At 65.9% G+C, this 25054-nt stretch carries 29 protein-coding genes; all 29 read right to left on the bottom strand.

Annotation, left to right across the window (positions count from 1 at the left end; translation table 11 throughout):
• Nucleotides 1–63: 63 nt before the first annotated feature.
• Entirely contained in the window at nucleotides 64–714 is a 651-nt protein-coding gene (locus tag ACW9TB_RS17945; RefSeq protein ID WP_472749144.1) for an adenylate kinase, read from the bottom strand.
• Complete coding sequence (gene secY, locus ACW9TB_RS17940) at nucleotides 714–2033, bottom strand: preprotein translocase subunit SecY (protein WP_435288890.1); 1320 nt, start codon at nucleotides 2031–2033, stop codon at nucleotides 714–716. Before secY ends, ACW9TB_RS17945 begins: the two co-directional genes overlap by 1 nt.
• Nucleotides 2034–2212: 179 nt before the next feature.
• Nucleotides 2213–2668 (bottom strand): 50S ribosomal protein L15, encoded by a 456-nt coding sequence (rplO, locus tag ACW9TB_RS17935; RefSeq protein ID WP_472749143.1) that lies wholly within the window; start codon nucleotides 2666–2668, stop codon nucleotides 2213–2215.
• Between the two features lie 2 nt (nucleotides 2669–2670).
• Entirely contained in the window at nucleotides 2671–2853 is a 183-nt protein-coding gene (rpmD, locus tag ACW9TB_RS17930) for a 50S ribosomal protein L30 (protein WP_012887849.1), read from the bottom strand.
• Between the two features lie 3 nt (nucleotides 2854–2856).
• Nucleotides 2857–3489 carry a 30S ribosomal protein S5 gene (gene rpsE, locus ACW9TB_RS17925; protein ID WP_329089955.1) on the bottom strand — a complete coding sequence of 211 codons (633 nt, stop codon included), beginning with the start codon at nucleotides 3487–3489 and terminating at the stop codon, nucleotides 2857–2859.
• 73 nt (nucleotides 3490–3562) lie between these two features.
• On the bottom strand, nucleotides 3563–3946 hold the full coding sequence (rplR, locus tag ACW9TB_RS17920) for a 50S ribosomal protein L18 (protein ID WP_329089953.1): 384 nt from the start codon (nucleotides 3944–3946) through the stop codon (nucleotides 3563–3565).
• Nucleotides 3947–3948: 2 nt separating this feature from the next.
• Entirely contained in the window at nucleotides 3949–4491 is a 543-nt protein-coding gene (gene rplF / locus ACW9TB_RS17915; protein ID WP_472749142.1) for a 50S ribosomal protein L6, read from the bottom strand.
• 17 nt (nucleotides 4492–4508) lie between these two features.
• Nucleotides 4509–4907 (bottom strand): 30S ribosomal protein S8, encoded by a 399-nt coding sequence (gene rpsH, locus ACW9TB_RS17910; RefSeq protein ID WP_329089949.1) that lies wholly within the window; start codon nucleotides 4905–4907, stop codon nucleotides 4509–4511.
• A gap of 147 nt (nucleotides 4908–5054) precedes the next feature.
• Entirely contained in the window at nucleotides 5055–5240 is a 186-nt protein-coding gene (locus ACW9TB_RS17905) for a type Z 30S ribosomal protein S14 (protein WP_012887844.1), read from the bottom strand.
• Nucleotides 5241–5242: 2 nt separating this feature from the next.
• On the bottom strand, nucleotides 5243–5821 hold the full coding sequence (gene rplE / locus ACW9TB_RS17900; RefSeq protein ID WP_329089947.1) for a 50S ribosomal protein L5: 579 nt from the start codon (nucleotides 5819–5821) through the stop codon (nucleotides 5243–5245).
• The gene (rplX, locus tag ACW9TB_RS17895) at nucleotides 5821–6141 is read right to left on the bottom strand and encodes a 50S ribosomal protein L24 (protein ID WP_472749141.1); all 321 of its coding nucleotides are present in this window, start codon (nucleotides 6139–6141) and stop codon (nucleotides 5821–5823) included. The genes rplE and rplX overlap by 1 nt, the downstream gene beginning before the upstream one ends.
• On the bottom strand, nucleotides 6141–6509 hold the full coding sequence (gene rplN, locus ACW9TB_RS17890) for a 50S ribosomal protein L14 (protein WP_012887841.1): 369 nt from the start codon (nucleotides 6507–6509) through the stop codon (nucleotides 6141–6143). The genes rplX and rplN overlap by 1 nt, the downstream gene beginning before the upstream one ends.
• Nucleotides 6510–6689: 180 nt before the next feature.
• Nucleotides 6690–6971: a 30S ribosomal protein S17 gene (gene rpsQ, locus ACW9TB_RS17885; protein WP_030912907.1), complete on the bottom strand. Its 282-nt coding sequence runs from the start codon at nucleotides 6969–6971 to the stop codon at nucleotides 6690–6692.
• Entirely contained in the window at nucleotides 6964–7200 is a 237-nt protein-coding gene (gene rpmC / locus ACW9TB_RS17880; RefSeq protein ID WP_030912909.1) for a 50S ribosomal protein L29, read from the bottom strand. The genes rpsQ and rpmC overlap by 8 nt, the downstream gene beginning before the upstream one ends.
• On the bottom strand, nucleotides 7200–7619 hold the full coding sequence (gene rplP / locus ACW9TB_RS17875) for a 50S ribosomal protein L16 (protein WP_030912912.1): 420 nt from the start codon (nucleotides 7617–7619) through the stop codon (nucleotides 7200–7202). The genes rpmC and rplP overlap by 1 nt, the downstream gene beginning before the upstream one ends.
• Before the next feature lie 2 nt (nucleotides 7620–7621).
• Nucleotides 7622–8503: a 30S ribosomal protein S3 gene (rpsC, locus tag ACW9TB_RS17870; RefSeq protein ID WP_472749140.1), complete on the bottom strand. Its 882-nt coding sequence runs from the start codon at nucleotides 8501–8503 to the stop codon at nucleotides 7622–7624.
• Nucleotides 8503–8856, bottom strand: a complete 354-nt coding sequence (rplV, locus tag ACW9TB_RS17865) for a 50S ribosomal protein L22 (protein ID WP_030912916.1) — start codon at nucleotides 8854–8856, stop codon at nucleotides 8503–8505. The genes rpsC and rplV overlap by 1 nt, the downstream gene beginning before the upstream one ends.
• A 76-nt stretch (nucleotides 8857–8932) precedes the next feature.
• Complete coding sequence (rpsS, locus tag ACW9TB_RS17860) at nucleotides 8933–9211, bottom strand: 30S ribosomal protein S19 (protein ID WP_012887835.1); 279 nt, start codon at nucleotides 9209–9211, stop codon at nucleotides 8933–8935.
• 11 nt (nucleotides 9212–9222) lie between these two features.
• A complete protein-coding gene (gene rplB, locus ACW9TB_RS17855) occupies nucleotides 9223–10059 on the bottom strand; it encodes a 50S ribosomal protein L2 (RefSeq protein ID WP_329089941.1) in 837 nt (278 codons plus the stop codon).
• A gap of 91 nt (nucleotides 10060–10150) precedes the next feature.
• On the bottom strand, nucleotides 10151–10453 hold the full coding sequence (gene rplW / locus ACW9TB_RS17850; RefSeq protein ID WP_030912923.1) for a 50S ribosomal protein L23: 303 nt from the start codon (nucleotides 10451–10453) through the stop codon (nucleotides 10151–10153).
• Nucleotides 10453–11100 carry a 50S ribosomal protein L4 gene (rplD, locus tag ACW9TB_RS17845; protein ID WP_472749139.1) on the bottom strand — a complete coding sequence of 216 codons (648 nt, stop codon included), beginning with the start codon at nucleotides 11098–11100 and terminating at the stop codon, nucleotides 10453–10455. The genes rplW and rplD overlap by 1 nt, the downstream gene beginning before the upstream one ends.
• Entirely contained in the window at nucleotides 11097–11750 is a 654-nt protein-coding gene (rplC, locus tag ACW9TB_RS17840; RefSeq protein ID WP_329089937.1) for a 50S ribosomal protein L3, read from the bottom strand. Before rplC ends, rplD begins: the two co-directional genes overlap by 4 nt.
• 14 nt (nucleotides 11751–11764) lie before the next feature.
• Nucleotides 11765–12073 carry a 30S ribosomal protein S10 gene (gene rpsJ, locus ACW9TB_RS17835; protein ID WP_030912931.1) on the bottom strand — a complete coding sequence of 103 codons (309 nt, stop codon included), beginning with the start codon at nucleotides 12071–12073 and terminating at the stop codon, nucleotides 11765–11767.
• A gap of 331 nt (nucleotides 12074–12404) precedes the next feature.
• Nucleotides 12405–13598: an elongation factor Tu gene (tuf, locus tag ACW9TB_RS17830; protein WP_350970957.1), complete on the bottom strand. Its 1194-nt coding sequence runs from the start codon at nucleotides 13596–13598 to the stop codon at nucleotides 12405–12407.
• Nucleotides 13599–13970: 372 nt separating this feature from the next.
• The gene (gene fusA, locus ACW9TB_RS17825; RefSeq protein WP_472749152.1) at nucleotides 13971–16019 is read right to left on the bottom strand and encodes an elongation factor G; all 2049 of its coding nucleotides are present in this window, start codon (nucleotides 16017–16019) and stop codon (nucleotides 13971–13973) included.
• An 87-nt stretch (nucleotides 16020–16106) separates the two neighbouring features.
• The gene (gene rpsG, locus ACW9TB_RS17820; RefSeq protein ID WP_012887827.1) at nucleotides 16107–16577 is read right to left on the bottom strand and encodes a 30S ribosomal protein S7; all 471 of its coding nucleotides are present in this window, start codon (nucleotides 16575–16577) and stop codon (nucleotides 16107–16109) included.
• A 2-nt stretch (nucleotides 16578–16579) separates the two neighbouring features.
• Nucleotides 16580–16951, bottom strand: a complete 372-nt coding sequence (rpsL, locus tag ACW9TB_RS17815; RefSeq protein WP_012887826.1) for a 30S ribosomal protein S12 — start codon at nucleotides 16949–16951, stop codon at nucleotides 16580–16582.
• Nucleotides 16952–17516: 565 nt separating this feature from the next.
• Nucleotides 17517–21404 carry a DNA-directed RNA polymerase subunit beta' gene (locus ACW9TB_RS17810; protein WP_472749138.1) on the bottom strand — a complete coding sequence of 1296 codons (3888 nt, stop codon included), beginning with the start codon at nucleotides 21402–21404 and terminating at the stop codon, nucleotides 17517–17519.
• Nucleotides 21405–21431: 27 nt separating this feature from the next.
• Nucleotides 21432–24899, bottom strand: coding sequence for a DNA-directed RNA polymerase subunit beta (rpoB, locus tag ACW9TB_RS17805; protein ID WP_472749137.1), 3468 nt, complete (start codon nucleotides 24897–24899; stop codon nucleotides 21432–21434).
• Nucleotides 24900–25054 lie beyond the last annotated feature (155 nt).

Here is a 25054-nt window from a genome sequence, read left to right as displayed (position 1 = left end):
CCTAAATGACAGCACGCCACCCATGAGAAACCCATGGGTGGCGTGCACTGTGCTGTCGCTTCGCTAGCCGATGAAGGGGTTCAGGGCCTCCATCGAGCGCTGGGTGACCTCTTCCACGGGACCCGTGGCGTCGACACCGACCAGGATGCCCTCGTCGGCGTAGAAGGAGACCAGGGGAGCCGTCTGCTCCTGGTAGACCTCCAGGCGGTGCCTGACGGTCGCCTCCTTGTCGTCGTCCCGCTGGTACAGCCGGCCGTTGCAGGCGTCGCAGATGTCGTCCTTCTTGTCATCGAAGTCGACGTGCCAGATGCGGCCGCACTGGCTGCAGGTCCGGCGTCCCGCGAGCCTGCGGACGACCTCCTCGTCGTCGACCACGAGCTCCAGGACGATGTCCAGACCGACCTGGAACTCGGCGAGGATCTTCTTCAGGATCTCGGCCTGGGGCACGTTCCTGGGGAAGCCGTCGAGCAGGAAACCGTCCTGCGCGTCGTTCTCGGCGAGGCGGTCGCGGACCATCGCGATGGTGACCTCGTCGGGCACGAGGTCGCCGCGGTCCATGTATTCCTTGGCAAGCTTGCCGAGCTCCGTGCCGCCCGAGACGTTGGCGCGGAAGATGTCACCTGTCGAAATCTTCGGGATCGACAGGTTCGATGCGACGAACTGGGCCTGTGTCCCCTTACCCGCTCCGGGGGGCCCGACCAGGACGAGGCGCACTACTTCAGGAAGCCTTCATAGTTGCGCTGCTGCAGCTGGCTCTCGATCTGCTTCACGGTGTCAAGGCCGACACCAACCATGATCAGAATGCTCGTCCCTCCGAACGGGAAGTTCTGACTCGCGCCGACGAGCGCCAGCGCGACGATCGGCACCATGGAGATCAGGCCCAGATACAGCGCGCCGGGAGCGGTGAGTCTCGTGAGCACGTAGTTCAAGTACTCAGCCGTCGGGCGACCCGGGCGGATACCCGGGATGAACCCACCGTACTTCTTCATGTTGTCGGCGACTTCAACGGGGTTGAAGGTAATCGACACGTAGAAGTACGTGAAGAAGACGATGAGCAGGAAGAAGGTGATCATGTACGTCGGGGTGGTCCCGCCGCCGCCGAACTCCTGCGAGATCCACTGGATGATCGGGTGCGGCTCTTCCTGGGTGTTCGTGAAGAGCGTCGTGATCAGCTGCGGAAGGTAGAGCAGCGAGGAGGCGAAGATGACCGGGATGATGCCGGCCTGGTTGACCTTCAGCGGGATGTAGGTCGACGTCCCGCCGTACATTCTGCGGCCGACCATGCGCTTGGCGTACTGCACCGGGATCCGGCGCTGTGCCTGCTCCACCATCACGACCAGGGCGATCATCGCGATACCGACGACGATGACCACGGCGAAGACGAAGCCGCCCTTCTGACGGGCGATGTTCAGCAGCTCGGACGGGAAGACCGCGATGACCTGCGTGAAGATCAGGATGGACATGCCGTTGCCGATGCCGCGATCGGTGACGAGCTCGCCCAGCCACATGACGACGGCGGTGCCGGCGGTCATGGTCAGCACCATCGTGACGATGGCGAAGACGTTGTCCTTGTCGAGGAGGATCTCCTCGCGGCACTGCGGGAACAGCTGGCCGCTGCGGGCCAGGGCCACGAAGGCGGTCGACTGCAGGACCGCCAGGCCGACCGTCAGATAACGGGTGTACTGCGTGATCTTCGTCTGCCCGGCCTGCCCCTCCTTCTTGAGGGCCTCCAGGCGCGGGATGACCACGACGAGCAGCTGAAGAATGATGCTCGCGGTGATGTACGGCATGATGCCGAGAGCGAAGACTGAGAGTTTCAGAAGGGCGCCGCCGCTGAACAGCTGCACCATTCCGTAGATGTTGCCCGCGTCCCCCGCCTGCGCCTGGGTGAGACAACGGCTGATGTTCTCGGTATGCACACCCGGAGTCGGCAGGACCGACCCAAGTCGGAACAGCGCGATGATGCCCAAAGTGAAGAGCAGCTTCTTACGCAGGTCCGGCGTACGGAACGCTCGGGTAAATGCGGTCAGCACGGTCCCTCCTGCGCGCCTGAAAGGCGAGGTCGGTCAGCGATGGTGCGGGGGTGTTCCATCTTTGCCATATCCAGTCAATGAGCCCAAGGAAATGAGTCGAGGCCCACTGTCCAGCGAACTCTAACGCACTACGGGCGCGGGAGCCCATTACGAGCCCCCGCGCCGCGTGATGATAACGCCTACAGCTCGGAGACGGAGCCCCCGGCAGCGGCGATCTTGTCCTTGGCGCTCGCCGAGAAGGCGTGCGCCTCCACGTTCAACGCCACGGAGATCTCACCGGTTCCCAGAACCTTGACGAGCTGGTTCTTGCGAACCGCGCCCTTGGCGACGAGCGTGTCGACGGTGACGTCGCCGCCGTCGGGGAACAGCTCGCCGAGCCTGTCAAGGTTGACGACCTGGTAGGTCGTCTTGAACAGGGCGTTGGAGAAGCCCTTGAACTTGGGCAGGCGCCGCTGCAGCGGAACCTGGCCACCCTCGAAACCGAGAGGGACCTTGTTCCTGGCCCTCGTGCCCTTGGTGCCACGACCCGAGGTCTTGCCCTTGGACGCCTCGCCGCGGCCCTTGCGGACCTTCGACTTGTTGGCGCCGGGGGCCGGACGCAGGTGGTGGATGCGGAGCGGAGTGTTCTCTGCCATGTCTAGTCGACCTCTTCCACGGTGACGAGGTGCGTCACCACGGTGACCATGCCGCGGATCTCCGGGCGGTCCTCCTTGACGACGACATCCCCGATTCGCTTCAGACCGAGCGAGCGCAGCGAGTCACGCTGGTTCTGCTTGCCACCGATCTTGGAACGGACCTGGGTAATCTTCAGGCGTGCCATGAGTTAGCTCACCGCCTTCGCGGCCGCGGCCTCCGCGAGGCCCTCGGCGCGAGCCTTGAGCATCCTCTTGGGGGCGACGTCCTCGATCGGGAGGCCACGGCGGGCCGCGATCTCCTCGGGGCGGCTGAGGCCCTTCAGGGCCGCCACGGTGGCATGCACGATGTTGATCGGGTTGTCCGAGCCGAGCGACTTGGACAGCACGTCGTGGATACCGGCGCACTCCAGCACGGCGCGCACCGGGCCACCGGCGATGACGCCGGTACCGGGCGAGGCCGGACGCAGGAAGACGACGCCCGCGGCCTCTTCGCCCTGCACGATGTGCGGGATGGTGCCCTGGATGCGGGGCACCTTGAAGAAGTGCTTCTTGGCCTCTTCGACACCCTTGGCGATCGCCGCGGGCACTTCCTTGGCCTTGCCGTAGCCGACGCCGACCATGCCGTTGCCGTCACCGACGATGACGAGGGCGGTGAAGCTGAAGCGACGACCACCCTTCACGACCTTGGCCACTCGGTTGATCTTCACAACGCGCTCGATGTACGAGACGCCCTTGTCAGCGTTTCCACCGCGGCGATCGTCACGACGACCGTCACGCCGCTCGCCACCGGCGGCGCCACCGCGACGCGGAGCTCCAGCCATTAGTGGTTCCTCTTCTCATTCGTAAGACGGGCCATCGGTTGCGATCCTGGATTGCGATCCTGGGACGGAGTCATCAGAACTCCAGTCCGCCTTCGCGTGCGCTGTCTGCCAGCGCCGCGATGCGGCCCGCGTAGCGGTTGCCACCCCGGTCGAACACGACCGCGGTGATCCCGGCTGCCTTGGCCCGCTGAGCGAGAAGCTCGCCGACCTGCTTGGCCTTGTCGGTCTTGGCGCCCTCCGCCGTACGCAGGGAGGCGTCCATGGTGGACGCGCTCACCAGCGTGTGGCCCTGGGTGTCGTCGACGATCTGCACGAAGAGGTGCCTCGTGGAGCGGTTGACGACCAGGCGAGGACGCGTGGCCGTACCGGCCACCTTCTTGCGGACTCGGCCGTGGCGGCGGGCCCGCGAGACGGCGCGGGCGGCCGTGTGCTTGCCGAACGCAGTCTTGCCAGCCATGCCTACTTACCAGCCTTTCCGACCTTGCGGCGGATAACTTCACCCTGGTAGCGCACGCCCTTGCCCTTGTACGGGTCGGGCTTGCGCAACTTGCGGATGTTCGCGGCGATCTCGCCGACCTTCTGCTTGTCGATGCCGTCCACGTGGAACAGCGTCGGCCGCTCGACGCGGAAGGTGACACCCTCGGGGGCGTCGACGATCACCGGGTGGCTGAAGCCGAGAGCGAACTCAAGCTGAGTCGGGCTCTTGGCCTGCACGCGGTAACCGACGCCCACGATCTCCAGGGTCTTCGAGTAACCCTGGGTCACACCGGTCACCATGTTGGCGACCAGGGTGCGGGACAGGCCGTGCAGCGCACGGACCTTGTTCTCGTCGTTGGGACGGGTGACGGACAGTTTGCCGTCGTCACCCTTGGCGATCTCGATAGGTTCCGCGATCTTGTGTGAAAGCGTGCCCTTGGGACCCTTGACCGTGACGTCCCGGCCGTCGATGGCGACGTCCACTCCGTTCGGTACGGGGATGGGCAGCCGTCCGATTCTTGACATGCTGTTCGTTCTCCCCTCTACCAAACGAAGGCGAGGACTTCCCCGCCCACTCCACGCTTGCCGGCCTGCTTGTCCGTCATGAGACCGCCGGACGTCGAGATGATCGCGACGCCCAGTCCGCCCAGGACTCGGGGCAGGTTGTCCTTCTTTGCATAAACCCGCAGGCCGGGCTTGGAAACCCGGCGCAGGCCCGCGAGGGACCGCTCACGGGTCGGCCCGAACTTCAGCTCCACCACGAGGTTCTTTCCGACCTTGGCGTCTTCGACGCTCCAGGACTGGATGTAACCCTCCTGCTGGAGGATCTCGGCGATGTGCGCCTTGATCTTCGAGTACGGCATCGCCACACTGTCGTGGTACGCCGAGTTCGCGTTTCGCAGACGCGTCAGCATGTCTGCGATCGGGTCCGTCATCGTCATGGCCGGTGGCCTTCCTCACCGCGGTTTCCACAGGGGACCTACGGTGCGGTCATGGGCGCCTGTAGGCGGCGCCCGGTGAATACGACTTCTATGTGCGGCCGGCGGCCTCGCGCGGGCCCGTGATCGCTCACAGGGCCGCGCGGAGGGCTACCAGCTCGACTTGGTGATGCCGGGCAGCTCGCCCCGGTGCGCCATCTCACGGAAGCAGATGCGGCACAGGCCGAACTTCCTGTAGACGGCGCGGGGACGACCACAGCGCGAGCACCGAGTGTACGCCCGGACCTCGAACTTGGCCTTGCGAGCAGCCTTGACCTTGAGCGACGTCTTCGCCATGATCAGGCCTCCTTGAACGGGAATCCGAGCTGCTTCAGCAGCGCCCGGCCCTGGTCGTCGGTCTTAGCGGTGGTCACGACCGTGATGTCCATACCACGCTGGCGATCGACCTTGTCCTGGTCGATCTCGTGGAACATGACCTGCTCGGTGAGACCGAAGGTGTAGTTCCCGTTGCCGTCGAACTGCTTGGGCGACAGACCGCGGAAGTCACGGATACGGGGCAGCGCCAGCGAGAGCAGCCGGTCGAGGAACTCCCACATGCGGTCACCGCGCAGCGTGACGTGCGCGCCGATCGGCATGCCCTCGCGCAGCTTGAACTGGGCGATGGACTTGCGGGCGCGGACGACCGCCGGCTTCTGGCCGGTGATCACGGTGAGGTCGCGGACGGCGCCTTCGATGAGCTTCGAGTCGCGCGCAGCCTCGCCGACGCCCATGTTCACCTTGATCTTGGTGATGGTGGGCACCAGCATGATGTTCTCGAACTCGAACTGCTCGTTCAGCTTCGCGATGATCTCTTCGCGGTAACGCTGCTTGAGGCGCGGGAGGGCCCGCTGTCCGGTCTCGGTGGTGTTCGCGGTCATCAGTTGTCCTCACCCGTCTCCTCGGAGTCGGCCTTGGCCGATTCCTTCTTGGCGGGCTTGTCGTCCTTGGCGGGCTTCTCATCCTTGAGCTTCTTGACGTTGCTCACGTGGATGGGAGCCTCCATGGTCTGCACGCCACCGGCCTTGGCGCCGCGCGGACCCTGGTTGGTCTCCTTGGAGTGCTTCTTGACCAGGTTGACGCCCTCGACCACCACACGCTCGTCGCGCGGGTGGGCGGCGATCACACGACCCTTGGCACCCTTGTCCTTGCCGGCGATGACCAGGACGAGGTCACCCTTCTTCACGTGAAGCTTCGGCATTACAACACCTCCGGCGCGAGCGAGATGATCCGCATGAACTTCTTGTCACGCAGCTCACGTCCGACGGGACCGAAGATGCGGGTGCCTCGGGGGTCGCCGCTGTCCTTGATGATGACGGCGGCGTTCTCGTCGAAGCGGATGTAGGAACCGTCGGGACGGCGGCGCTCCTTGACGGTGCGGACGATGACGGCCTTGACCACATCGCCCTTCTTCACGGTGCCGCCGGGGATGGCGTCCTTGACCGTGGCGACGATGATGTCACCGATTCCCGCGTAACGGCGGCCCGAGCCACCGAGAACACGGATGCAAAGGACTTCCTTCGCACCGGTGTTGTCGGCGACCTTGAGCCGCGACTCCTGCTGGATCACTTGAACTCCTGTTTGTCTCGCCGGTTCTCACCCTCGGGTGAGCCTTGCGGAACCTGATGGTCTTTTTCCTCCGGCGACAGCCCCTCTCGGGACCGCCGCCACAGGCGGGGCGAAGATCGCTTCGCCCCCTTGGACGCCGTCATGGGGGGTGACGGTGTCACCCCCCACGAGGCGCGTTGCCTACTTGGCCTTTTCGAGGATCTCGATGACCCGCCAGCGCTTGCTGGCGGACAGCGGCCGGGTCTCCATCAGGAGGACACGGTCGCCGACACCGCAGCTGTTGGCCTCGTCGTGCGCCTTGTACTTGGTCGTCCTGCGGATGACCTTGCCGTACAGGGGGTGCTTCACGCGGTCCTCGACAGCGACCACGACAGTCTTGTCCATCTTGTCGCTGACGACCAGACCCTCACGGGTCTTGCGGTAGTTCCGCGTCTCGGTCGTGGTTTCCGTGGCCTCAGCCATCGATCGACTCCTTCTCTACCGTGACGATTCCGAGCTCCCGCTCGCGCATCACGGTGTAGATACGGGCGATCTCGCGGCGGACGGCACGCAACCGCCCGTGGCTCTCCAACTGGCCGGTCGCTGCCTGGAAGCGGAGGTTGAACAGCTCCTCCTTGGCTTCCTTCAGCTTCGTGACCAGGGTGTCCTGGTCTTCCACCCGCAGCTCACCGGCGGTCAGGCCCTTAGCCATCACGCCTCACCCACTTCACGCTTGACGAACCGGCACTTCATCGGCAGCTTGTGCATCGCACGACGCAGGGCTTCGCGAGCCACCGGCTCGGCGACACCCGACAGCTCGAACATGATGCGGCCGGGCTTGACGTTGGCGATCCACCACTCCGGCGAACCCTTACCGGAACCCATGCGGGTCTCGGCGGGCTTCTTCGTGAGGGGGCGGTCCGGATAGATGTTGATCCAGACCTTTCCGCCACGCTTGATGTGACGGGTCATCGCGATACGAGCCGACTCGATCTGGCGGTTGGTCACGTAGGAGTGCTCAATCGCCTGAATGCCGAACTCGCCGAACACGACCCTGGTGCCGCCCTTGGCGGCGCCGTGACGGTCGGGCCGGTGCTGCTTGCGGTGCTTGACCCTGCGCGGGATCAGCATGGTCAGCTCCCTTCAGCACCCGGCTGCGCAGCCGGGCCGGTCTCGGGGGCGGCCTGCGAGGCCGCCTCGTTCCTGGGGGCGGCGGAGCCACCCGAGGCGCGGTCGCCACGGCCGGCACCGGCGCCACGACGGGCGCCACCGGCGCCGCCGCCACGACGGGGACGGTCGCCGCCACCGGCACCGGGGCCACGACGGTCGTCGCGGTCACGACGCTGGCCGGCGCGAGCACCGGCGGCGGCCGCCTCGCGCTCGGCGCGGCTGCTCGGAGCCTCACCCTTGTAGATCCACACCTTCACGCCGATACGGCCGAAGGTGGTGCGGGCCTCGTACAGGCCGTAGTCGATGTCCGCGCGGAGGGTGTGCAGGGGCACGCGGCCCTCGCGGTAGAACTCCGAACGGGACATCTCGGCGCCGCCGAGACGGCCGGAGCACTGCACCCGGATGCCCTTGGCGCCGCTCTTCATCGCCGACTGCATCGCCTTGCGCATGGCACGGCGGAACGAGACACGGCTGGACAGCTGCTCGGCCACACCCTGGGCGACGAGCTGAGCGTCGATCTCAGGGTTCTTGACCTCGAGGATGTTCAGCTGGACCTGCTTCTTGGTCAGCTTCTCGAGGTCACCGCGGATCCGGTCCGCCTCGGCGCCGCGGCGGCCGATGACGATGCCCGGACGGGCGGTGTGAATGTCGACCTGTACCCGGTCGGTGGTCCGCTCGATCTCCACCTTGGAGATGCCGGCCCGCTCCATGCCCTTCTTGAGCATGCGGCGGATCGCCACATCCTCGGCAACGTACGACTTGTAGAGCTTGTCGGCATACCACCGGCTCTTGAAGTCGGTCGTGATGCCGAGGCGGAACCCGTGCGGGTTAACCTTCTGACCCACTAGCGGGTCCTCCCCTTCGGCTCGCGGGACTCCACGATCACGGTGATGTGGCTGGTCCGCTTGTTGATCCGATAGGCGCGACCCTGTGCACGGGGACGAAACCGCTTCAGCGTCGGGCCCTCGTCGACCCAGGCACGGCTCACGAAGAGCGTGTCACGGTCGAGCTTGAAGTTGTGCTCCGCGTTGGCAATGGCGCTCGAAAGCACCTTGTACACGGTCTCGCTCGCCGACTGGGGAGCGAACTGCAGCACGGCCTGCGCCTCCGAAGCGGGCAGCCCGCGAATGAGGTCCACCACACGGCGGGCCTTCATGGGCGTGTGGCGCGCGAACCGCGCCTGAGCCCTGGCTTCCATCGCTTACTCCTCTTACCCTTCGTTTTGGTCGAGTCCGTCTCGCCCCGTGGGGCTCGGCGTCCTCTTCCTGAGGCGCTTATCGCCGGCTGCGGCGGTCTTCCTTGACGTGGCTGCGGAAGGTTCGCGTGGGAGCGAACTCACCGAGCTTGTGGCCGATCATCGACTCGGTGACGAACACCGGGACGTGCTTACGGCCGTCGTGAACGGCGATCGTGTGACCAAGCATGTCGGGCACGATCATGGAGCGCCGCGACCACGTCTTGATGACGTTTTTGGTGCCCTTCTCGTTCTGGACATCCACCTTCTTCTGAAGGTGGTCGTCCACGAAGGGACCCTTCTTAAGGCTACGTGGCATTTTGGCTGCTCCTACCGCTTCTTCCGCTTGGTACGACGGCGGATGATCAGCCGGTCGCTGGCCTTGTTCGCCGCACGAGTACGACCCTCGGGCTTGCCCTTGGGGTTGACGGGGTGACGACCGCCGGAGGTCTTACCCTCACCACCACCGTGCGGGTGGTCGACCGGGTTCATCGCGACACCGCGGACGGTGGGGCGCTTGCCCTTCCATCGCATACGGCCGGCCTTGCCCCAGTTGATGTTGGCCTGCTCGGCGTTGCCGACCTGGCCGATCGAGGCCCGGCAGCGAACATCGACCTGGCGCATCTCGCCGGAGGGCATACGCAGCGTGGCGTACTGGCCCTCCTTGGCGAGGAGCTGGATCTGCGCGCCGGCGGACCGGCCCAGCTTGGCGCCACCGCCCGGACGGAGCTCCACCGCGTGGATGAAGGTACCGGTCGGGATGTTGCGCAGCGGGAGGCAGTTACCCGGCTTGATGTCGGCCGTGGGGCCGTTCTCGATGTTGTCGCCCTGCTTCAGGCCGGTGGGGCAGAGGATGTAGCGCTTCTCCCCGTCGGCGTAGTGCAGCAGCGCGATGCGGGACGTGCGGTTCGGGTCGTACTCGATGTGAGCGACCTTGGCCGGGATCCCGTCCTTGTCGTGACGCCGGAAATCGATGATCCGGTAGGCGCGCTTGTGGCCACCGCCCTGGTGACGGGTGGTGACTCGGCCGTGGACGTTACGGCCACCCTTGCTGTGCAGGGGTGCAAGCAGCGACTTCTCGGGCGTGCTGCGCGTGATCTCGGCAAAGTCCGAGACGCTGGCGCCGCGGCGACCGGGGGTCGTCGGCTTGAGTTTACGGATGCCCATCTTTTTCGTTCATCCTTCGTCGGTTAATCCGGTCGAATGCCCCTCACCAGGCGGTGAGGGGCGTTCTCCCTGTACTTACTGAGCGAGCGCGTCAGCCGATCTGGCCGAAGATGTCAATCCGGTCGCCCTCGACCAGGCTGACGATGGCTCGCTTGGTGGCCGGGCGCTGGCCGTAGCCGAACCTGGTCCGCTTCCGCTTGCCCTGGCGGTTGATGGTGTTGACGCTGGCGACCTTGACACCGAAGATCTTCTCAACGGCGATCTTGACCTGCGTCTTGTTGGCCGTCTTCCGCACCAGGAACGTGTACTTGTTGTGCTCGTCGATCAGGCCGTAGCTCTTCTCGGAGACAACCGGCTTGATGATGATGTCGCGCGGGTCGGCGATCTTCTCCATCAGGCGTCTTCCTTCCCGCTCTTGCTCAGACGCGCCACGATCTGGTCGTACGCGTCCTGAGTGAAGACGACGTCGTCGTAGCAGAGCACGTCATAGGTGTTGAGCTGCCCGGCGTCCAGCAGGTGGACCTCGGGAGCGTTGCGTAGGCTCATCCAGCTGAGCTCGTCACCCTCGTCGACGACGACCAGGACGCTGCGGGCCTTGGTGAGCCTGCGAAGCGACTCGAGAGCCGCCTTGGTCTTCGGGGTCTCCCCCTCGACCAGACCGCTGACCACGTGAACGCGGCCGCCGGTCGCCCGGTCGGACAGGGCCCCGCGCAGGGCGGCGGCCTTCATCTTCTTGGGAGTCTTCTGCGAGTAGTCCCGCGGAACCGGGCCGTGGACGGTGCCACCGCCGGTGAACTGCGGGGCGCGGGTCGAACCCTGGCGGGCGCGGCCGGTGCCCTTCTGGCGGTACGGCTTCTTGCCGCCGCCTCGGACCTCACCGCGGGTCTTCGCCTTGTGGGTGCCCTGCCGGCGAGCGGCGAGCTGTGCCACGACGACCTGGTGGATCAGCGGGATGTTGACCTTCGCCCCGAAGATGTCCTCCGGCAGGTCGACGGTCCCGGCCTTCTCGCCCTTCACGTCGAGGACGTCAATGGTGCTCACTTGGCAGCCCCCTTCTTGGCGGCGGTGCGGACCAGGACCAGGCTGCCGTTGGCGCCGGGGATCGCACCCTTGATCAGGATGAGGCCCTTCTCGGCGTCCACGGCGTGAACCTTGAGGCTCTGGACGGTCGTGCGGACGTTGCCCATCCGGCCCGCCATGCGCACGCCCTTGAAGACGCGGCCGGGGGTGGCGCAGCCACCGATGGAACCGGGCGAGCGGTGCTTGCGCTGCGTACCGTGCGAGGCGCCGAGGCCCTTGAAGCCGTGGCGCTTCATGACACCCGCGAAACCCTTGCCCTTGCTCTTGCCCGTCACGTCGACGAACTGGCCGGCCTCGAAGGTGTCGGCGAGGAGCTCCTGGCCCAGGGTGTAGTCGCTCGCGTCGTCGGTGCGGATCTCCGCGAAGTAACGGCGCGGGGTGATGTCGTGCTTGCGCAGGTAGTCGCCGAGCGGCTTGTTGACCTTCCGCGGGTCGACCTGGCCGAAGCCCAGCTGGACGGCGGTGTAGCCGTCCTTCTCGGCGGTGCGGACGCGGGTCACGACGCACGGGCCAGCCTCGACGACGGTCACCGGGACCATCCGGTTGTCCGCGTCGAAGACCTGGGTCATGCCGAGCTTCTTGCCCAGGACGCCCTTGATCTTGTTAGCCATGTCAGTGCGTTCCCTCAGAGCTTGATCGAGATGTCAACGCCGGCGGGAAGGTCGAGTCGCATGAGCGAGTCGACCGTCTTCGGCGTCGGGTCGATGATGTCAATCAGCCGCTTGTGCGTGCGCATCTCAAAGTGCTCGCGGCTGTCCTTGTACTTGTGCGGCGAGCGGATGACGCAGTACACGTTCTTCTCGGTCGGCAGCGGCACCGGGCCCGCGACCTTGGCGCCAGTCCTTGTCACCGTCTCGACGATCTTCTTGGCCGAGACGTCGATGACCTCGTGGTCATAGGCCTTGAGCCGAATGCGGATCTTCTGTCCCGCCATAATGGCCTCGGTGTCCTTCACTGTCGTCTGAAAAAGTTACGTGCGGCCTGTTGCCGCTGTGTCATGGCCGGGCCGTCTGGACGGCCCGCCACGTCGTGCCGGAGCACGTCTCGCCCGGGGGCGGCGTTCTCCGCACATGCCCCACGTAGCAGACGCTGTGAGTCCGCGCTTTCTTCCGTGATCTGGCAGTTAGTTCGGTCAGCGTTCGGCCGAACCAACTGCGAGATCACGGTTCGTGGGGTCCTGCCGGGGTCCGCGCCCTGCGGCGCGGCCCCCTCGTGGGGAGGCGGCCGGCCCTGCTTCGAGGGCCGACCGCCACTCCGCGATCGTACTACTTGATGATCTTGGTCACTCGACCCGCACCGACGGTGCGGCCACCCTCACGGATGGCGAACTTGAGACCGTCCTCCATCGCGATGGGCTGGATCAGCGCGACGTTCATCTCCGTGTTGTCGCCGGGCATGACCATCTCGGTGCCCTCGGGGAGGTTCACCACGCCGGTCACGTCGGTCGTACGGAAGTAGAACTGCGGGCGGTAGTTGTTGAAGAACGGGGTGTGGCGGCCACCCTCGTCCTTGCTCAGGATGTAGACCTGGGCCTCGAACTCGGTGTGCGGGGTGGTCGTGCCCGGCTTGATGATGCACTGGCCGCGCTCGACATCCTCGCGCTTGATGCCGCGCAGGAGCAGGCCGACGTTGTCGCCCGCCTGGCCCTCGTCGAGGAGCTTGCGGAACATCTCGACACCGGTGACCGTGGTGGTGGTCTTGGTCTCCTTGATGCCGATGATGTCGACGGTCTCGTTGACCTTGACGACACCGCGCTCGATACGGCCGGTGACGACCGTACCGCGACCGGTGATCGAGAAGACGTCCTCGATCGGCATCAGGAACGGCTTCTCGGTCTCACGGGTCGGCTCGGGGACGTTCTCGTCCACGGCGGTCATGAGCTCGATGATCGAGTCGCCCCACTTGGCGTCGCCCTCGAGCGCCTTCAGCGCCGAGACGCGGACGACCGGCAGGTCGTCGCCGGGGAACTCCTGGGCCGAGAGAAGCTCGCGGACCTCGAGCTCGACGAGCTCCAGGATCTCCTCGTCGTCCACCATGTCGGACTTGTTGAGCGCCACGACGATGTAGGGGACGCCGACCTGGCGGGCCAGGAGGACGTGCTCCTTCGTCTGCGGCATCGGACCGTCGGTGGCGGCGACCACGAGGATCGCACCGTCCATCTGAGCCGCACCGGTGATCATGTTCTTCACGTAGTCGGCGTGACCGGGGCAGTCCACGTGGGCGTAGTGGCGCTTCTCGGTCTGGTACTCGACGTGCGCGATGGAGATCGTGATACCACGAGCCTTCTCCTCGGGCGCCTTGTCGATCTTGTCGAACGGGGTCGCCTCGTTGAGGTTCGGGAAACGCTCGTGGAGCACCTTGGTGATCGCCGCGGTCAGAGTGGTCTTGCCGTGGTCGATGTGCCCAATGGTGCCGATGTTTACGTGCGGCTTGGTCCGCTCGAACTTGGCCTTGGCCACTGCTCTCTCCTTAGAGATTCTGACGTGACTTGCGTCTTCATATTCGGGCTTGGGGAGGCCGGTCCCTCTCGGAACCGACCGACGAGAAAGCTCTCGCCCCGCACCCCTCCGTGGCGGGCGACGATCTCTCGTCTCCCCGCATCCGGAGCGGTGCTGGACTGCTCGTCCCGCACCCCTCCGGTGGCGGGTGACGATCTCTCGTCTCCCGCGCTCGGAACGGTGCTGGACTTGCTTGCCCCGCACCCCTCCGGTAGCGGGGCGACGATCTCCTCGCCTCCCGCGCTCGGAACGGTGCCGGACTTACTCGCCCCGCACCCCTCCGGTAGCGGGGCGACGATCTCCTCGCCTCCCGCACTCGGAACGGTGCCGGACTTACTCGCCCCGCACCTTCGCGACGATCTCCTTGGCGATGTGCGCAGGCACTTCCGCGTAGGAGTCGAACTGCATGCTGTAGCTCGCGCGTCCCTGCGTCTTGCTACGGAGGTCTCCCACGTAGCCGAACATCTCAGAGAGCGGCACGAGCGCCTTGATGATCCGGGCGCCGGAGCGCTCGTCCATCGCCTGGATCTGCCCGCGGCGACCGTTGAGGTCACCGATGACGTCACCCATGTAGTCCTCGGGCGTGGTGACCTCGACGGCCATCATCGGCTCCAGGATTACGGCGTCCGCCTTGCGCGCGGCCTCCTTGAAGGCCATCGAGCCAGCGATCTTGAAGGCCATTTCGGACGAGTCCACCTCGTGGTAGGCGCCGTCCTGCAGGGTGACCTTGACCCCGACCATGGGGTATCCGGCGAGAACACCGAACTCGGCCGCCTCCTGGGCGCCCGCGTCGACCGAGGGGATGTACTCCCTCGGGATGCGACCACCGGAGACCTTGTTCGAGAACTCGTAACCGTCGTTGCCCTCGCCCAGCGGCTCAATGTCAATGATGACCTTGGCGAACTGGCCGGAACCACCGGTCTGCTTCTTGTGGACGTAGTCGACCTTCTCCACCTTGCGGCGGATGGTCTCCCGGTAGGCCACCTGAGGCCGGCCGATGTTGGCCTCGACCTTGAACTCGCGGCGCATCCGGTCGACGAGGATTTCCAGGTGGAGCTCGCCCATACCCCAGATGACCGTCTGCCCGGTCTCGTCGTCACGACGGACCTGGAAGGACGGGTCCTCCTCGGCCAGACGCTGGATCGCGGTGCCCAGCTTCTCCTGGTCGCCCTTGGTCTTGGGCTCGATGGCGACGCTGATGACCGGCGCCGGGAAGTTCATCGACTCCAGGACCACGGGGTGAGCCGGGTCCGACAGGGTGTCACCGGTGGTGGTGTCCTTCAGGCCCATGACGGCGACGATCTGACCGGCGACAGCCGACGGGCGCTCTTCGCGCTTGTTGGCGTGCATCTGGTAGATCTTGCCGATCCGCTCCTTGCGGCCCTTCACCGAGTTGACCACGGCGGTGCCGGTCTCGAGCGTGCCCGAGTAGATGCGGATGTAGGTGAGACGGCCCAGGTGCTGGTCGCTCATGATCTTGAAGGCGAGCGCGGAGAAGGGCTCGGTCACGTCCGCGTGACGCTCGATGACCTCCTCCTCCTTGCCGACCGCGTGTCCCTTGAAGGCCGGGATGTCGATCGGGGCGGGGAGGTAGGCGACGATCGCGTCGAGCAGGGGCTGAACGCCCTTGTTCTTGAACGCGGTGCCGGTCAGGACCGGGTTGATGGAGCTGGCCAGCGTGGCGCGGCGGATCGCCGCGACCAGCTGCTCCTCGGTGGGCTCGACGCCCTCGAGGAAGAGCTCCATCAGCTCGTCGTCGTTCTCGGAGACCGTCTCGACGAGCTTGTCACGCCACTCGCGAGCGACCTCGGCGTGCTCGGCCGGGATGTCGACGGTCTCGTACATCTCGCCCTTGGCCGCCTCGGCGCTCCAGAGCAGGCCCTTCATCTTGACCAGGTCGATGACGCCCTTGAAGTCGGCCTCGACGCCCCAGGGAAGCTGGATGACGGCGGGAGTCGCGTTCAAGCGGCTGATCATCATGTCGACGCAGCGGTGGAACTCCGCGCCGACCCGGTCCATCTTGTTGACGAAGCAGATCCTGGGCACTTCGTAACGGTCGGCCTGACGCCAGACCGTCTCGGACTGCGGCTCGACACCGGCGACGCCGTCGAACACGGCGACGGCACCGTCGAGGACGCGGAGCGAGCGCTCCACCTCGATCGTGAAGTCCACGTGGCCCGGCGTGTCGATGATGTTGATCGTGTGGCCGAGCCATTCGCAGGTCGTGGCAGCGGAGGTGATGGTGATACCACGCTCCTGCTCCTGCTCCATCCAGTCCATCGTGGCTGCGCCCTCGTGGACCTCACCGATCTTGTAGTTGATACCGGTGTAGAACAGGATGCGCTCGGTCGTCGTGGTCTTGCCCGCGTCGATGTGGGCCATGATCCCGATGTTACGGACCTTGGCCAGGTCAAGAGCGGTCGTGGTGGCCACTTCTCTCGCGTCCTCGTCGTCTCGTCGAACCCGCTGTTACCAGCGGTAGTGGGCGAAGGCCTTGTTGGACTCGGCCATCTTGTGGGTGTCCTCGCGCTTCTTGACGCTTGCGCCGAGGCCGTTGCTGGCGTCGAGCAGTTCGTTCATGAGGCGCTCGGTCATGGTCTTCTCGCGGCGGGCGCGGGAGTACTGCACCAGCCAGCGCAGGGCCAGGGTGGTGCTGCGCGCCGCGCGCACCTCGACCGGGACCTGGTAGGTCGCGCCACCGACACGGCGGCTGCGGACCTCAAGGGTGGGCTTGACGTTGTCCAGCGCGCGCTTCAGGGTGACGACCGGGTCGTTGCCGGTCTTCTCCTTGGCGCCTTCGAGAGCGCCGTACACGATGGACTGGGCGATGGATCGCTTGCCGTCCAGGAGCACCTTGTTGATGAGGGCGGTGACCAGGGGCGAGTTGTGAACCGGGTCAGCCATGAGCTGACGACGGCCAGGAGAACCCTTGCGAGGCATTCCTACTTCTCCTTCTTCGCGCCGTAACGGCTACGAGCCTGCTTGCGGTTACGGACACCCTGGGTGTCGAGCGAGCCGCGGATGATCTTGTAGCGAACACCCGGCAGGTCCTTCACACGACCACCACGGACGAGCACGATGGAGTGCTCCTGGAGGTTGTGGCCGACACCGGGGATGTAGGCCGTGACCTCGATGCCGTTGGTGAGCCGGACACGCGCGACCTTGCGGAGGGCGGAGTTCGGCTTCTTCGGGGTCGTGGTGTAAACGCGCATGCAGGTGCCGCGTCGCTGAGGGCTGGCCTTGAGCGCCGGGGTCTTGGTCTTGGTGACCTTGTCCTGGCGGCCCTTGCGGACCAGCTGCTGAATCGTGGGCACCGCGTCTCCGTTCGTGCTAGCCGGTAATTCGAATGTGGTGCATTTTGCAGGTACTGCCGGTGTCATGACCTGCGGTTCTTTCATCCCCTCCGACCCACGCGGTCGGGCGTGTCGCGCACGTTCCGCGCCACATCCCGGTTAAGGCCGGTCCGGTGGAGGAGGCCACGCGGCGCCTCTGCCGACTCCCCAATGGGAAACCTGTCGACGCGCACGCATGAAGGCCCATGAAGACATGGGCACGAAGGAAAAGACTACCCAGCCCAACGCAACACGTCAAAACGGTTGCGCCCGCCAGGCGCCGGCGTTCGTGTCATGACTCCCGCGATCGGTTTCCGACCGACCGCTTCTGGGTCCGTGTCGAGTTTACCCGCCGCGAAGCACTTCTCCGGCCGTTCTCCGCATTAACGTACGTCTTTCGCCGCAACATTCCGGTCAAGAAAGGTCCACATCCCCAGGTACCGGAACCGCGGGAAGGACAAGACGACGGCGCCCGGCCCCCTTCCGGGGACCGGGCGCCGTTCACGACCACTCAGCGGTTCTTGACCACTCAGCCGTCTGCGACCGTCTAGCGGTTGTACTGACCGAAGTCGTACTCCTCCAGCGGCACGGCCTCACCGGAGCCCGAGCCGAAGGTGTAGTCGGCCGCGGAGCCGTCGTAGCCGCCGACGGTGTACATGGCGGCCTTGGCCTCCTCGGTGGGCTCGACCCGGATGTTGCGGTACTGGGGCATGCCCGTACCGGCCGGGATGAGCTTTCCGATGATGACGTTCTCCTTGAGGCCGAGCAGCGAGTCCGACTTGGCGTGGATCGCCGCGTCGGTGAGCACTCGGGTCGTCTCCTGGAAGGACGCCGCGGACAGCCAGGACTCGGTGGCGAGCGAGGCCTTGGTGATGCCCATCAGCACCGGGCGCCCGGAGGCCGGCGTGCCGCCCTCCGCCACACACTCGCGGTTGATCCGCTCGAAGCGGGGCCGCTCGACGAGCTCACCGGGCAGCATGTCGGCGTCGCCGGACTCCAGCACGTTCACGCGCTTGAGCATCTGCCGCACGATGATCTCGATGTGCTTGTCGTGGATCGACACACCCTGCGAGCGGTAGACCTGCTGGACCTCCGCCACGAGGTGCAGCTGCACGGCCCGGGGGCCGAGGATGCGCAGCACCTCGTTGGGGTTGACCGCACCGGCGATCAGCTGCATGCCGACCGTCGAACGCTGCCCGTCGGAGACGAGCATGCGCGACCGCATCGACACCGGGTACGCGACCTCCTCGGAACCGTCGTCCGGGACGATCACGATCTTCCGCGTCTTGTCGGTCTCGTCGATGCGGACCCGGCCCTCGGCCTCGCTGATCGGGGCGACACCCTTGGGGACGCGCGCCTCGAAGAGCTCCTGCACACGGGGCAGACCGTGGGTGATGTCGGCGCCCGCCACACCACCGGTGTGGAAGGTCCGCATCGTCAGCTGGGTGCCGGGCTCGCCGATCGACTGGGCGGCGATGATGCCGACCGCCTCGCCGACGTCCACGAGCTTGCCGGTCGCGAGCGAACGGCCGTAGCAGGTGGCGCAGACACCGATCTTGGCCTCGCAGACGAGGGCGCTGCGGGTCCTGACGGTCTCCACCCCGGCCTCGACCAGCGCGGTGACGTGGATGTCGTTGATGTCGACGCCCACCGGCACGATGATCTTGCCGTCCACCTCCACGTCCTCGGCGAGGATGCGGCCGTGCACGTTGCTCTCGGCGTTCTCCGCCTTGACCAGGTTGCCCTGGGCGTCGCGCTCGCCGACGTGCAGCGGGACGGCGCGGTCGGTGCCGCAGTCGATCTCGCGGACGATGACGTCCTGCGCCACGTCCACCAGACGACGGGTCAGGTAACCCGAGTCGGCGGTCCGCAGCGCGGTGTCCGCCAGACCCTTCCGCTGGCCGTGGGTGGAGATGAAGTACTCCAGCACCGACAGGCCCTCGCGGAACGAGGCCTTGATCGGACGCGGGATCGTCTCACCCTTGGTGTTGGACACCAGACCGCGGATGCCGGAGATCTGCCGGACCTGCATCAGGTTTCCTCGGGCGCCCGACTGGACCATCATCCAGACCGGGTTGGTCTTCGGGAACGCCTTCTGCATGTCGTCGGTCACGTCACTGGTCGCGTGCGTCCAGATCTCGATGAGCTCCTGACGGCGCTCCTCGTCCGTGATCAGACCGCGCTCGTACTCACGCTGGACCTTGTCGGCCCTGCGCTCGTACGTCCCCATGATCTCGGCCTTGTTCGGCGGCGCGATGACGTCCTCGATGGAGATCGTCACACCGGCCCTGGTCGCCCAGTAGAAACCGGCGTCCTTGAGGGCGTCGAGCGCCGCGGCGACCTCGACCTTGGGGTACTTCTCGGCGAGCTCGTTGACGATGACCGACAGCTGCTTCTTGCCGACCTGCGAGTTCACGTACGGGTAGTTCGCCGGCAGGGTCTGGTTGAACAGGCAGCGGCCCAGGGTGGTCTCCAGGCGGTAGCTGTCACCCGCCTCCCAGCCCTCGGGACCGGCCCAGCCGCGGGGCGGCGGGACGTCACCCTTCATCCGGATCTGGATCAGCGACTGGATGTCCAGCTCGCGGCGGTCGAAGGCCATGAGCGCCTCCGACACCGAGCCGAAGACCCGGCCCCTGCCGACACCGTTCTCGTCCTCGTCCTTGAGCGTGGTCAGCGAGTACAGACCGATGATCATGTCCTGGGTGGGCATGGTCACGGGCTTGCCGTCGGCCGGCTTGAGGATGTTGTTCGTCGACAGCATCAGGATGCGGGCCTCGGCCTGCGCCTCGGCCGACAGCGGCAGGTGCACGGCCATCTGGTCACCGTCGAAGTCCGCGTTGAACGCGGTGCAGACGAGCGGGTGGATCTGGATGGCCTTGCCCTCGACCAGCTGCGGCTCGAAGGCCTGGATGCCCAGGCGGTGCAGGGTCGGCGCGCGGTTGAGCAGCACGGGGTGCTCGGTGATGACCTCTTCGAGGACGTCCCACACGACCGGCCGGGCACGCTCGACCATCCGCTTGGCCGACTTGATGTTCTGCGCGTGGTTCAGGTCGACCAGGCGCTTCATCACGAACGGCTTGAAGAGCTCCAGCGCCATCTGCTTGGGCAGACCGCACTGGTGCAGCTTCAGCTGCGGGCCGACGACGATGACCGAACGGCCGGAGTAGTCGACTCGCTTGCCCAGCAGGTTCTGGCGGAACCGGCCCTGCTTGCCCTTCAGCATGTCGCTGAGGGACTTCAGGGGACGGTTGCCGGGACCGGTGACCGGACGGCCGCGGCGGCCGTTGTCGAACAGCGCGTCGACGGCCTCCTGGAGCATCCGCTTCTCGTTGTTCACGATGATCTCGGGGGCGCCGAGGTCGAGAAGCCGCTTGAGGCGGTTGTTCCGGTTGATCACCCGGCGGTACAGGTCGTTCAGGTCCGAGGTCGCGAACCGGCCACCGTCGAGCTGCACCATCGGGCGCAGGTCCGGCGGGATGACCGGGATGCAGTCGAGGACCATCCCGTTGGGCGAGTTACGGGTGTTCAGGAACGCCGACACGACCTTGAGACGCTTGAGCGCGCGGGCCTTCTTCTGGCCCTTGCCGCTGCGGATCGTCTCGCGCAGGTTCTCGGCCTCGAGAGCGAGGTCGAAGTTGGTCAGACGCTCCTGGATGGCCTGGGCGCCCATGCCACCGCGGAAGTAGCGGCCGAAACGGTCGCGCATCTCGCGGTAGAGCAGCTCGTCGCCCTCAAGGTCCTGGACCTTGAGGTTCTTGAAGCGGCTCCAGACCTCGTCCAGCCGGTCCAGCTCGCGCTGGGCCCGGTCGCGCAGCTGCCGCATCTCACGCTCGGCGCCCTCGCGGACCTTGCGGCGCTGGTCGCCCTTGGCGCCCGCGGCCTCAAGCTCGGCCAGGTCGGTCTCCAGCTTGCGCTGGCGAGCCTCGATGTCGGCGTCACGACGCTGCTCGATGTGCTGCCGCTCGACGGAGATCTTCGCCTCCAGCGACGGCAGGTCACGCTCGCGCATTTCCTTGTCGACGTGCGTGATCATGTAGGCCGCGAAGTAGATGACCTTCTCCAGGTCCTTCGGGGCCAGGTCGAGCAGGTATCCCAGGCGGGACGGGACACCCTTGAAGTACCAGATGTGCGTGACGGGCGCGGCCAGCTCGATGTGACCCATCCGCTCACGACGCACCTTGGCGCGGGTCACCTCGACGCCACAGCGCTCACAGATGATGCCCTTGAAGCGGACGCGCTTGTACTTACCGCAGTAGCACTCCCAGTCGCGAGTCGGGCCGAAGATCTTCTCGCAGAAGAGTCCGTCCTTCTCGGGCTTGAGCGTCCGGTAGTTGATGGTCTCCGGCTTCTTCACCTCGCCGTGCGACCACTGGCGGATGTCGTCGGCGGTCGCGAGGCCGATCCGAAGCTCGTCGAAGAAGTTGACGTCGAGCACTATGTAATCCCCTCCTCAGCTTCTAGATCAGACCTCTTCGACACTGCTCGGCTCACGCCGGGACAGGTCGATGCCGAGTTCTTCCGCGGCGCGGAAGACGTCTTCGTCGGTGTCGCGCATCTCGATGGACATGCCGTCGCTGGAGAGCACCTCGACGTTCAGGCACAGCGACTGCATTTCCTTGATGAGGACCTTGAACGACTCCGGGATGCCCGGCTCGGGAATGTTCTCGCCCTTGACGATCGCCTCGTAGACCTTCACGCGGCCGAGGACGTCGTCGGACTTGATGGTGAGCAGCTCCTGCAGGGCGTAGGCGGCGCCGTACGCCTCCAGGGCCCAGACCTCCATCTCACCGAAGCGCTGGCCACCGAACTGGGCCTTACCGCCGAGCGGCTGCTGGGTGATCATGGAGTACGGGCCGGTCGAACGCGCGTGGATCTTGTCGTCGACCAGGTGGAGCAGCTTCAGGATGTAGATGTAGCCGACGGAGATCGGGTGCGGGAACGGCTCCCCGGAACGGCCGTCGAACAGCTGGGCCTTTCCGTTCGCGCCGACCATGCGCCCGCCGTCCCTGTTGAGCAGGGTGTTGTCGAGCAGACCGATGATCTCTTCCTCGTTGGCACCGTCGAACACCGGCGTGGCCATGTTGGTGCGCGGGTCGACCTCGGCGAAGCCCTTGTCGCGCAGCCGCTCGGCCCAGGCCTCCTGGATGCCGGTGATGTCCCAGCCCCTGGCGGCGATCCACCCGAGGTGGGTCTCCAGGACCTGGCCGACGTTCATTCGGCCGGGCACGCCCAGGGGGTTGAGGATGATGTCGACGGCCGTGCCGTCCTCAAGGAACGGCATGTCCTCGACCGGGAGGATCTTGGAGATGACGCCCTTGTTGCCGTGACGACCGGCCAGCTTGTCGCCGTCGGTGATCTTACGCTTCTGGGCCACGTAGACGCGGACCAGCTCGTTGACGCCGGGGGGGAGCTCGTCGCCCTCCTCGCGGCTGAACACGCGGACGCCGATGACCTTGCCCTGCTCGCCGTGCGGCACCTTCAGGGAGGTGTCACGGACCTCGCGGGCCTTCTCACCGAAGATCGCGCGAAGCAGGCGCTCCTCGGGGGTCAGCTCGGTCTCACCCTTGGGCGTGACCTTGCCGACGAGGATGTCACCGGGGACGACCTCGGCGCCGATGCGGATGATGCCTCGCTCGTCGAGGTCGGCCAGGACCTCCTCGGAGACGTTCGGGATGTCCCGGGTGATCTCCTCGGGGCCCAGCTTGGTGTCGCGGGCGTCGACCTCGTGCTCCTCGATGTGGATCGAGGAGAGGACGTCGTCCTGCACCAGGCGCTGGGAGAGGATGATCGCGTCCTCGTAGTTGTGGCCCTCCCACGGCATGAACGCCACGAGGAGGTTCTTGCCCAGGGCCATCTCGCCGTCGTCGGTGCAGGGACCGTCGGCGACGACCTGGTTGACCTCGATCCGGTCGCCTTCCTTGACGATCGGCTTCTGGTTGAAGCAGGTGCCCTGGTTGGAGCGCTTGAACTTGGCGACCCGGTAGGTCGTACGGGTGCCGTCGTCGTTCATCACCGTGACGTAGTCGGCGGAGACCTCCTCGACCACGCCGGCCTTGTCGGCGGTGATGACGTCACCGGCGTCGGTCGCGGCGCGGTACTCCATGCCGGTGCCGACCAGCGGCGCCTCGCTCTTGAGCAGCGGCACCGACTGGCGCTGCATGTTGGAGCCCATGAGCGCGCGGTTGGCGTCGTCGTGCTCCAGGAACGGGATCATCGCGGTCGCCACGGACACCATCTGGCGTGCCGAGACGTCCATGTAGTCGACCTCGTTGGCGCGCAGGGACTCGAACTCCCCGCCCTTCCTGCGGACGAGCACGCGCGGTTCGAGGAACGTTCCGTCGGGACCGATCGGCGTGTTCGCCTGGGCGATGACGTGCCGGTCCTCCTCGTCCGCGGTCAGGTAGTCGACCTGGTCGGTGACCCGGCCCTCGACGACCTTGCGGTAGGGGGTCTCGACGAACCCGAAGGAGTTGACCCGGCCGAAGGAGGCCAGCGAGCCGATCAGACCGATGTTCGGTCCTTCCGGCGTCTCGATCGGGCACATGCGGCCGTAGTGCGACGGGTGGACGTCACGGACCTCGAAGCCGGCCCGCTCACGGGACAGACCACCGGGGCCCAGCGCGGACAGACGACGCTTGTGCGTCAGGCCGGCCAGGGGGTTGGTCTGGTCCATGAACTGCGACAGCTGGGAGGTGCCGAAGAACTCCTTGATCGACGCCACGACCGGGCGGATGTTGATCAGGGTCTGCGGCGTGATCGCCTCGACGTCCTGGGTCGTCATCCGCTCGCGGACGACGCGCTCCATGCGGGCCAGGCCCAGGCGGACCTGGTTCTGGATGAGCTCGCCCACCGTACGGAGACGGCGGTTGCCGAAGTGGTCGATGTCGTCGGTCTCGACGACGATCTCACCGTTGGCGCCGGGCATCTCGACCTCGCCGGCGTGGAGCCGGACGATGTACTCGATGGTGGCGACGATGTCGTCCTCGGTGAGCGTGCCCTGGGTGATCTCGCTGTCGACCCCGAGCTTCTTGTTGATCTTGTATCGGCCGACCTTGGCGAGGTCGTAGCGCTTGGAGTTGAAGTACAGGTTCTCCAGCAGCGTCTGCGCCGACTCCTTGGTCGGCGGCTCGCCCGGACGCAGCTTGCGGTAGATGTCGAGCAGAGCGTCGTCCTGGCCGGCCGTGTGGTCCTTCTCCAGGGTGGCGCGCATGGACTCGTACTGACCGAAACGCTCAAGGATCTGCTCGCTGGTCCAGCCGAGCGCCTTGAGCAGCACGGTGACGGCCTGCTTGCGCTTGCGGTCGATGCGGACACCGACGCTGTCACGCTTGTCGATCTCGAACTCTAGCCAGGCGCCCCTGGAGGGGATCACCTTGCATCCGTAGAGGTCCTTGTCGGAGGTCTTGTCGACGCTGCGGTCGAAGTAAACCCCCGGGGACCGGACCAGCTGGGAGACGACGACACGCTCGGTGCCGTTGATGATGAATGTGCCCTTGCCGGTCATGAGCGGGAAGTCGCCCATGAACACGGTCTGGCTCTTGATCTCACCAGTGGTGTTATTGATGAACTCCGCCGTGACGAACATCGGGGCGGAGTAGGTCATGTCCTTGTCTTTGCACTCATCGACTGAGTACTTAGGCGGCTCGAACCGGTGATCGCGGAACGACAGGGACATAGTCCCGGAGAAGTCCTCGATGGGACTGATCTCCTCAAAGATCTCTTCGAGGCCCGACTGGGCCGGAACGTCCTTGCGCCCGGCCTGGCGAGCCGCCTCGACCCGCCCCTTCCACTTCTCGTTGCCGAGCAACCAGTCGAAGGACTCGGTCTGAAGAGCGAGAAGGTCAGGAACTTCTAGCGGCTCCTGAATTCGTGCGAAAGACACACGACGGGGACCGGCGGGTACGGCGAAGGCGTTGCGCGAGGCTGCCAACAGATGTCCTTCCGAGGGCTCGCGGCGGACTGACTACACGCACGCCAGACGACCATGCATCAGAGCACCAAAAGAAGCGGGTCGTCAAAGGGCAGCGCAAAGGGGCAGTGTAGCCGAACGGCATACACCTGTCCACTTCAGTCTCGCTGCAAGCT

The sequence above is a fragment of the Streptosporangium sp. H13245 genome, from assembly GCF_055690525.1.
This window is presented reverse-complemented; position numbering and strand designations above follow the sequence as displayed.

Bases quoted from the DNA above. Each gene is read 5' to 3' on its own strand.
- rplO (WP_472749143.1), bottom strand. From the start codon at position 2,668: ATGGCAGAGAACACTCCGCTCCGCATCCACCACCTGCGTCCGGCCCCC.
- rpmD (WP_012887849.1), bottom strand. From the start codon at position 2,853: ATGGCACGCCTGAAGATTACCCAGGTCCGTTCCAAGATCGGTGGCAAG.
- rpsE (WP_329089955.1), bottom strand. From the start codon at position 3,489: ATGGCTGGAGCTCCGCGTCGCGGTGGCGCCGCCGGTGGCGAGCGGCGT.
- rplR (WP_329089953.1), bottom strand. From the start codon at position 3,946: ATGGCTGGCAAGACTGCGTTCGGCAAGCACACGGCCGCCCGCGCCGTC.
- rplF (WP_472749142.1), bottom strand. From the start codon at position 4,491: ATGTCAAGAATCGGACGGCTGCCCATCCCCGTACCGAACGGAGTGGAC.
- rpsH (WP_329089949.1), bottom strand. From the start codon at position 4,907: ATGACGATGACGGACCCGATCGCAGACATGCTGACGCGTCTGCGAAAC.
- ACW9TB_RS17905 (WP_012887844.1), bottom strand. From the start codon at position 5,240: ATGGCGAAGACGTCGCTCAAGGTCAAGGCTGCTCGCAAGGCCAAGTTC.
- rplE (WP_329089947.1), bottom strand. From the start codon at position 5,821: ATGACCGCGAACACCACCGAGACCGGACAGCGGGCCCTCCCGCGCCTC.
- rplX (WP_472749141.1), bottom strand. From the start codon at position 6,141: ATGCCGAAGCTTCACGTGAAGAAGGGTGACCTCGTCCTGGTCATCGCC.
- rpsQ (WP_030912907.1), bottom strand. From the start codon at position 6,971: ATGGCTGAGGCCACGGAAACCACGACCGAGACGCGGAACTACCGCAAG.
- rpmC (WP_030912909.1), bottom strand. From the start codon at position 7,200: ATGGCTAAGGGCCTGACCGCCGGTGAGCTGCGGGTGGAAGACCAGGAC.
- rplP (WP_030912912.1), bottom strand. From the start codon at position 7,619: ATGCTGATCCCGCGCAGGGTCAAGCACCGCAAGCAGCACCGGCCCGAC.
- rplV (WP_030912916.1), bottom strand. From the start codon at position 8,856: ATGGAAGCCAGGGCTCAGGCGCGGTTCGCGCGCCACACGCCCATGAAG.
- rpsS (WP_012887835.1), bottom strand. From the start codon at position 9,211: ATGCCACGTAGCCTTAAGAAGGGTCCCTTCGTGGACGACCACCTTCAG.
- rplB (WP_329089941.1), bottom strand. From the start codon at position 10,059: ATGGGCATCCGTAAACTCAAGCCGACGACCCCCGGTCGCCGCGGCGCC.
- rplW (WP_030912923.1), bottom strand. From the start codon at position 10,453: ATGGAGAAGATCGCCGACCCGCGCGACATCATCATCAAGCCGGTTGTC.
- rplC (WP_329089937.1), bottom strand. From the start codon at position 11,750: ATGGCTAACAAGATCAAGGGCGTCCTGGGCAAGAAGCTCGGCATGACC.
- rpsJ (WP_030912931.1), bottom strand. From the start codon at position 12,073: ATGGCGGGACAGAAGATCCGCATTCGGCTCAAGGCCTATGACCACGAG.
- fusA (WP_472749152.1), bottom strand. From the start codon at position 16,019: ATGGCCCACATCGACGCGGGCAAGACCACGACGACCGAGCGCATCCTG.
- rpsG (WP_012887827.1), bottom strand. From the start codon at position 16,577: ATGCCTCGCAAGGGTTCTCCTGGCCGTCGTCAGCTCATGGCTGACCCG.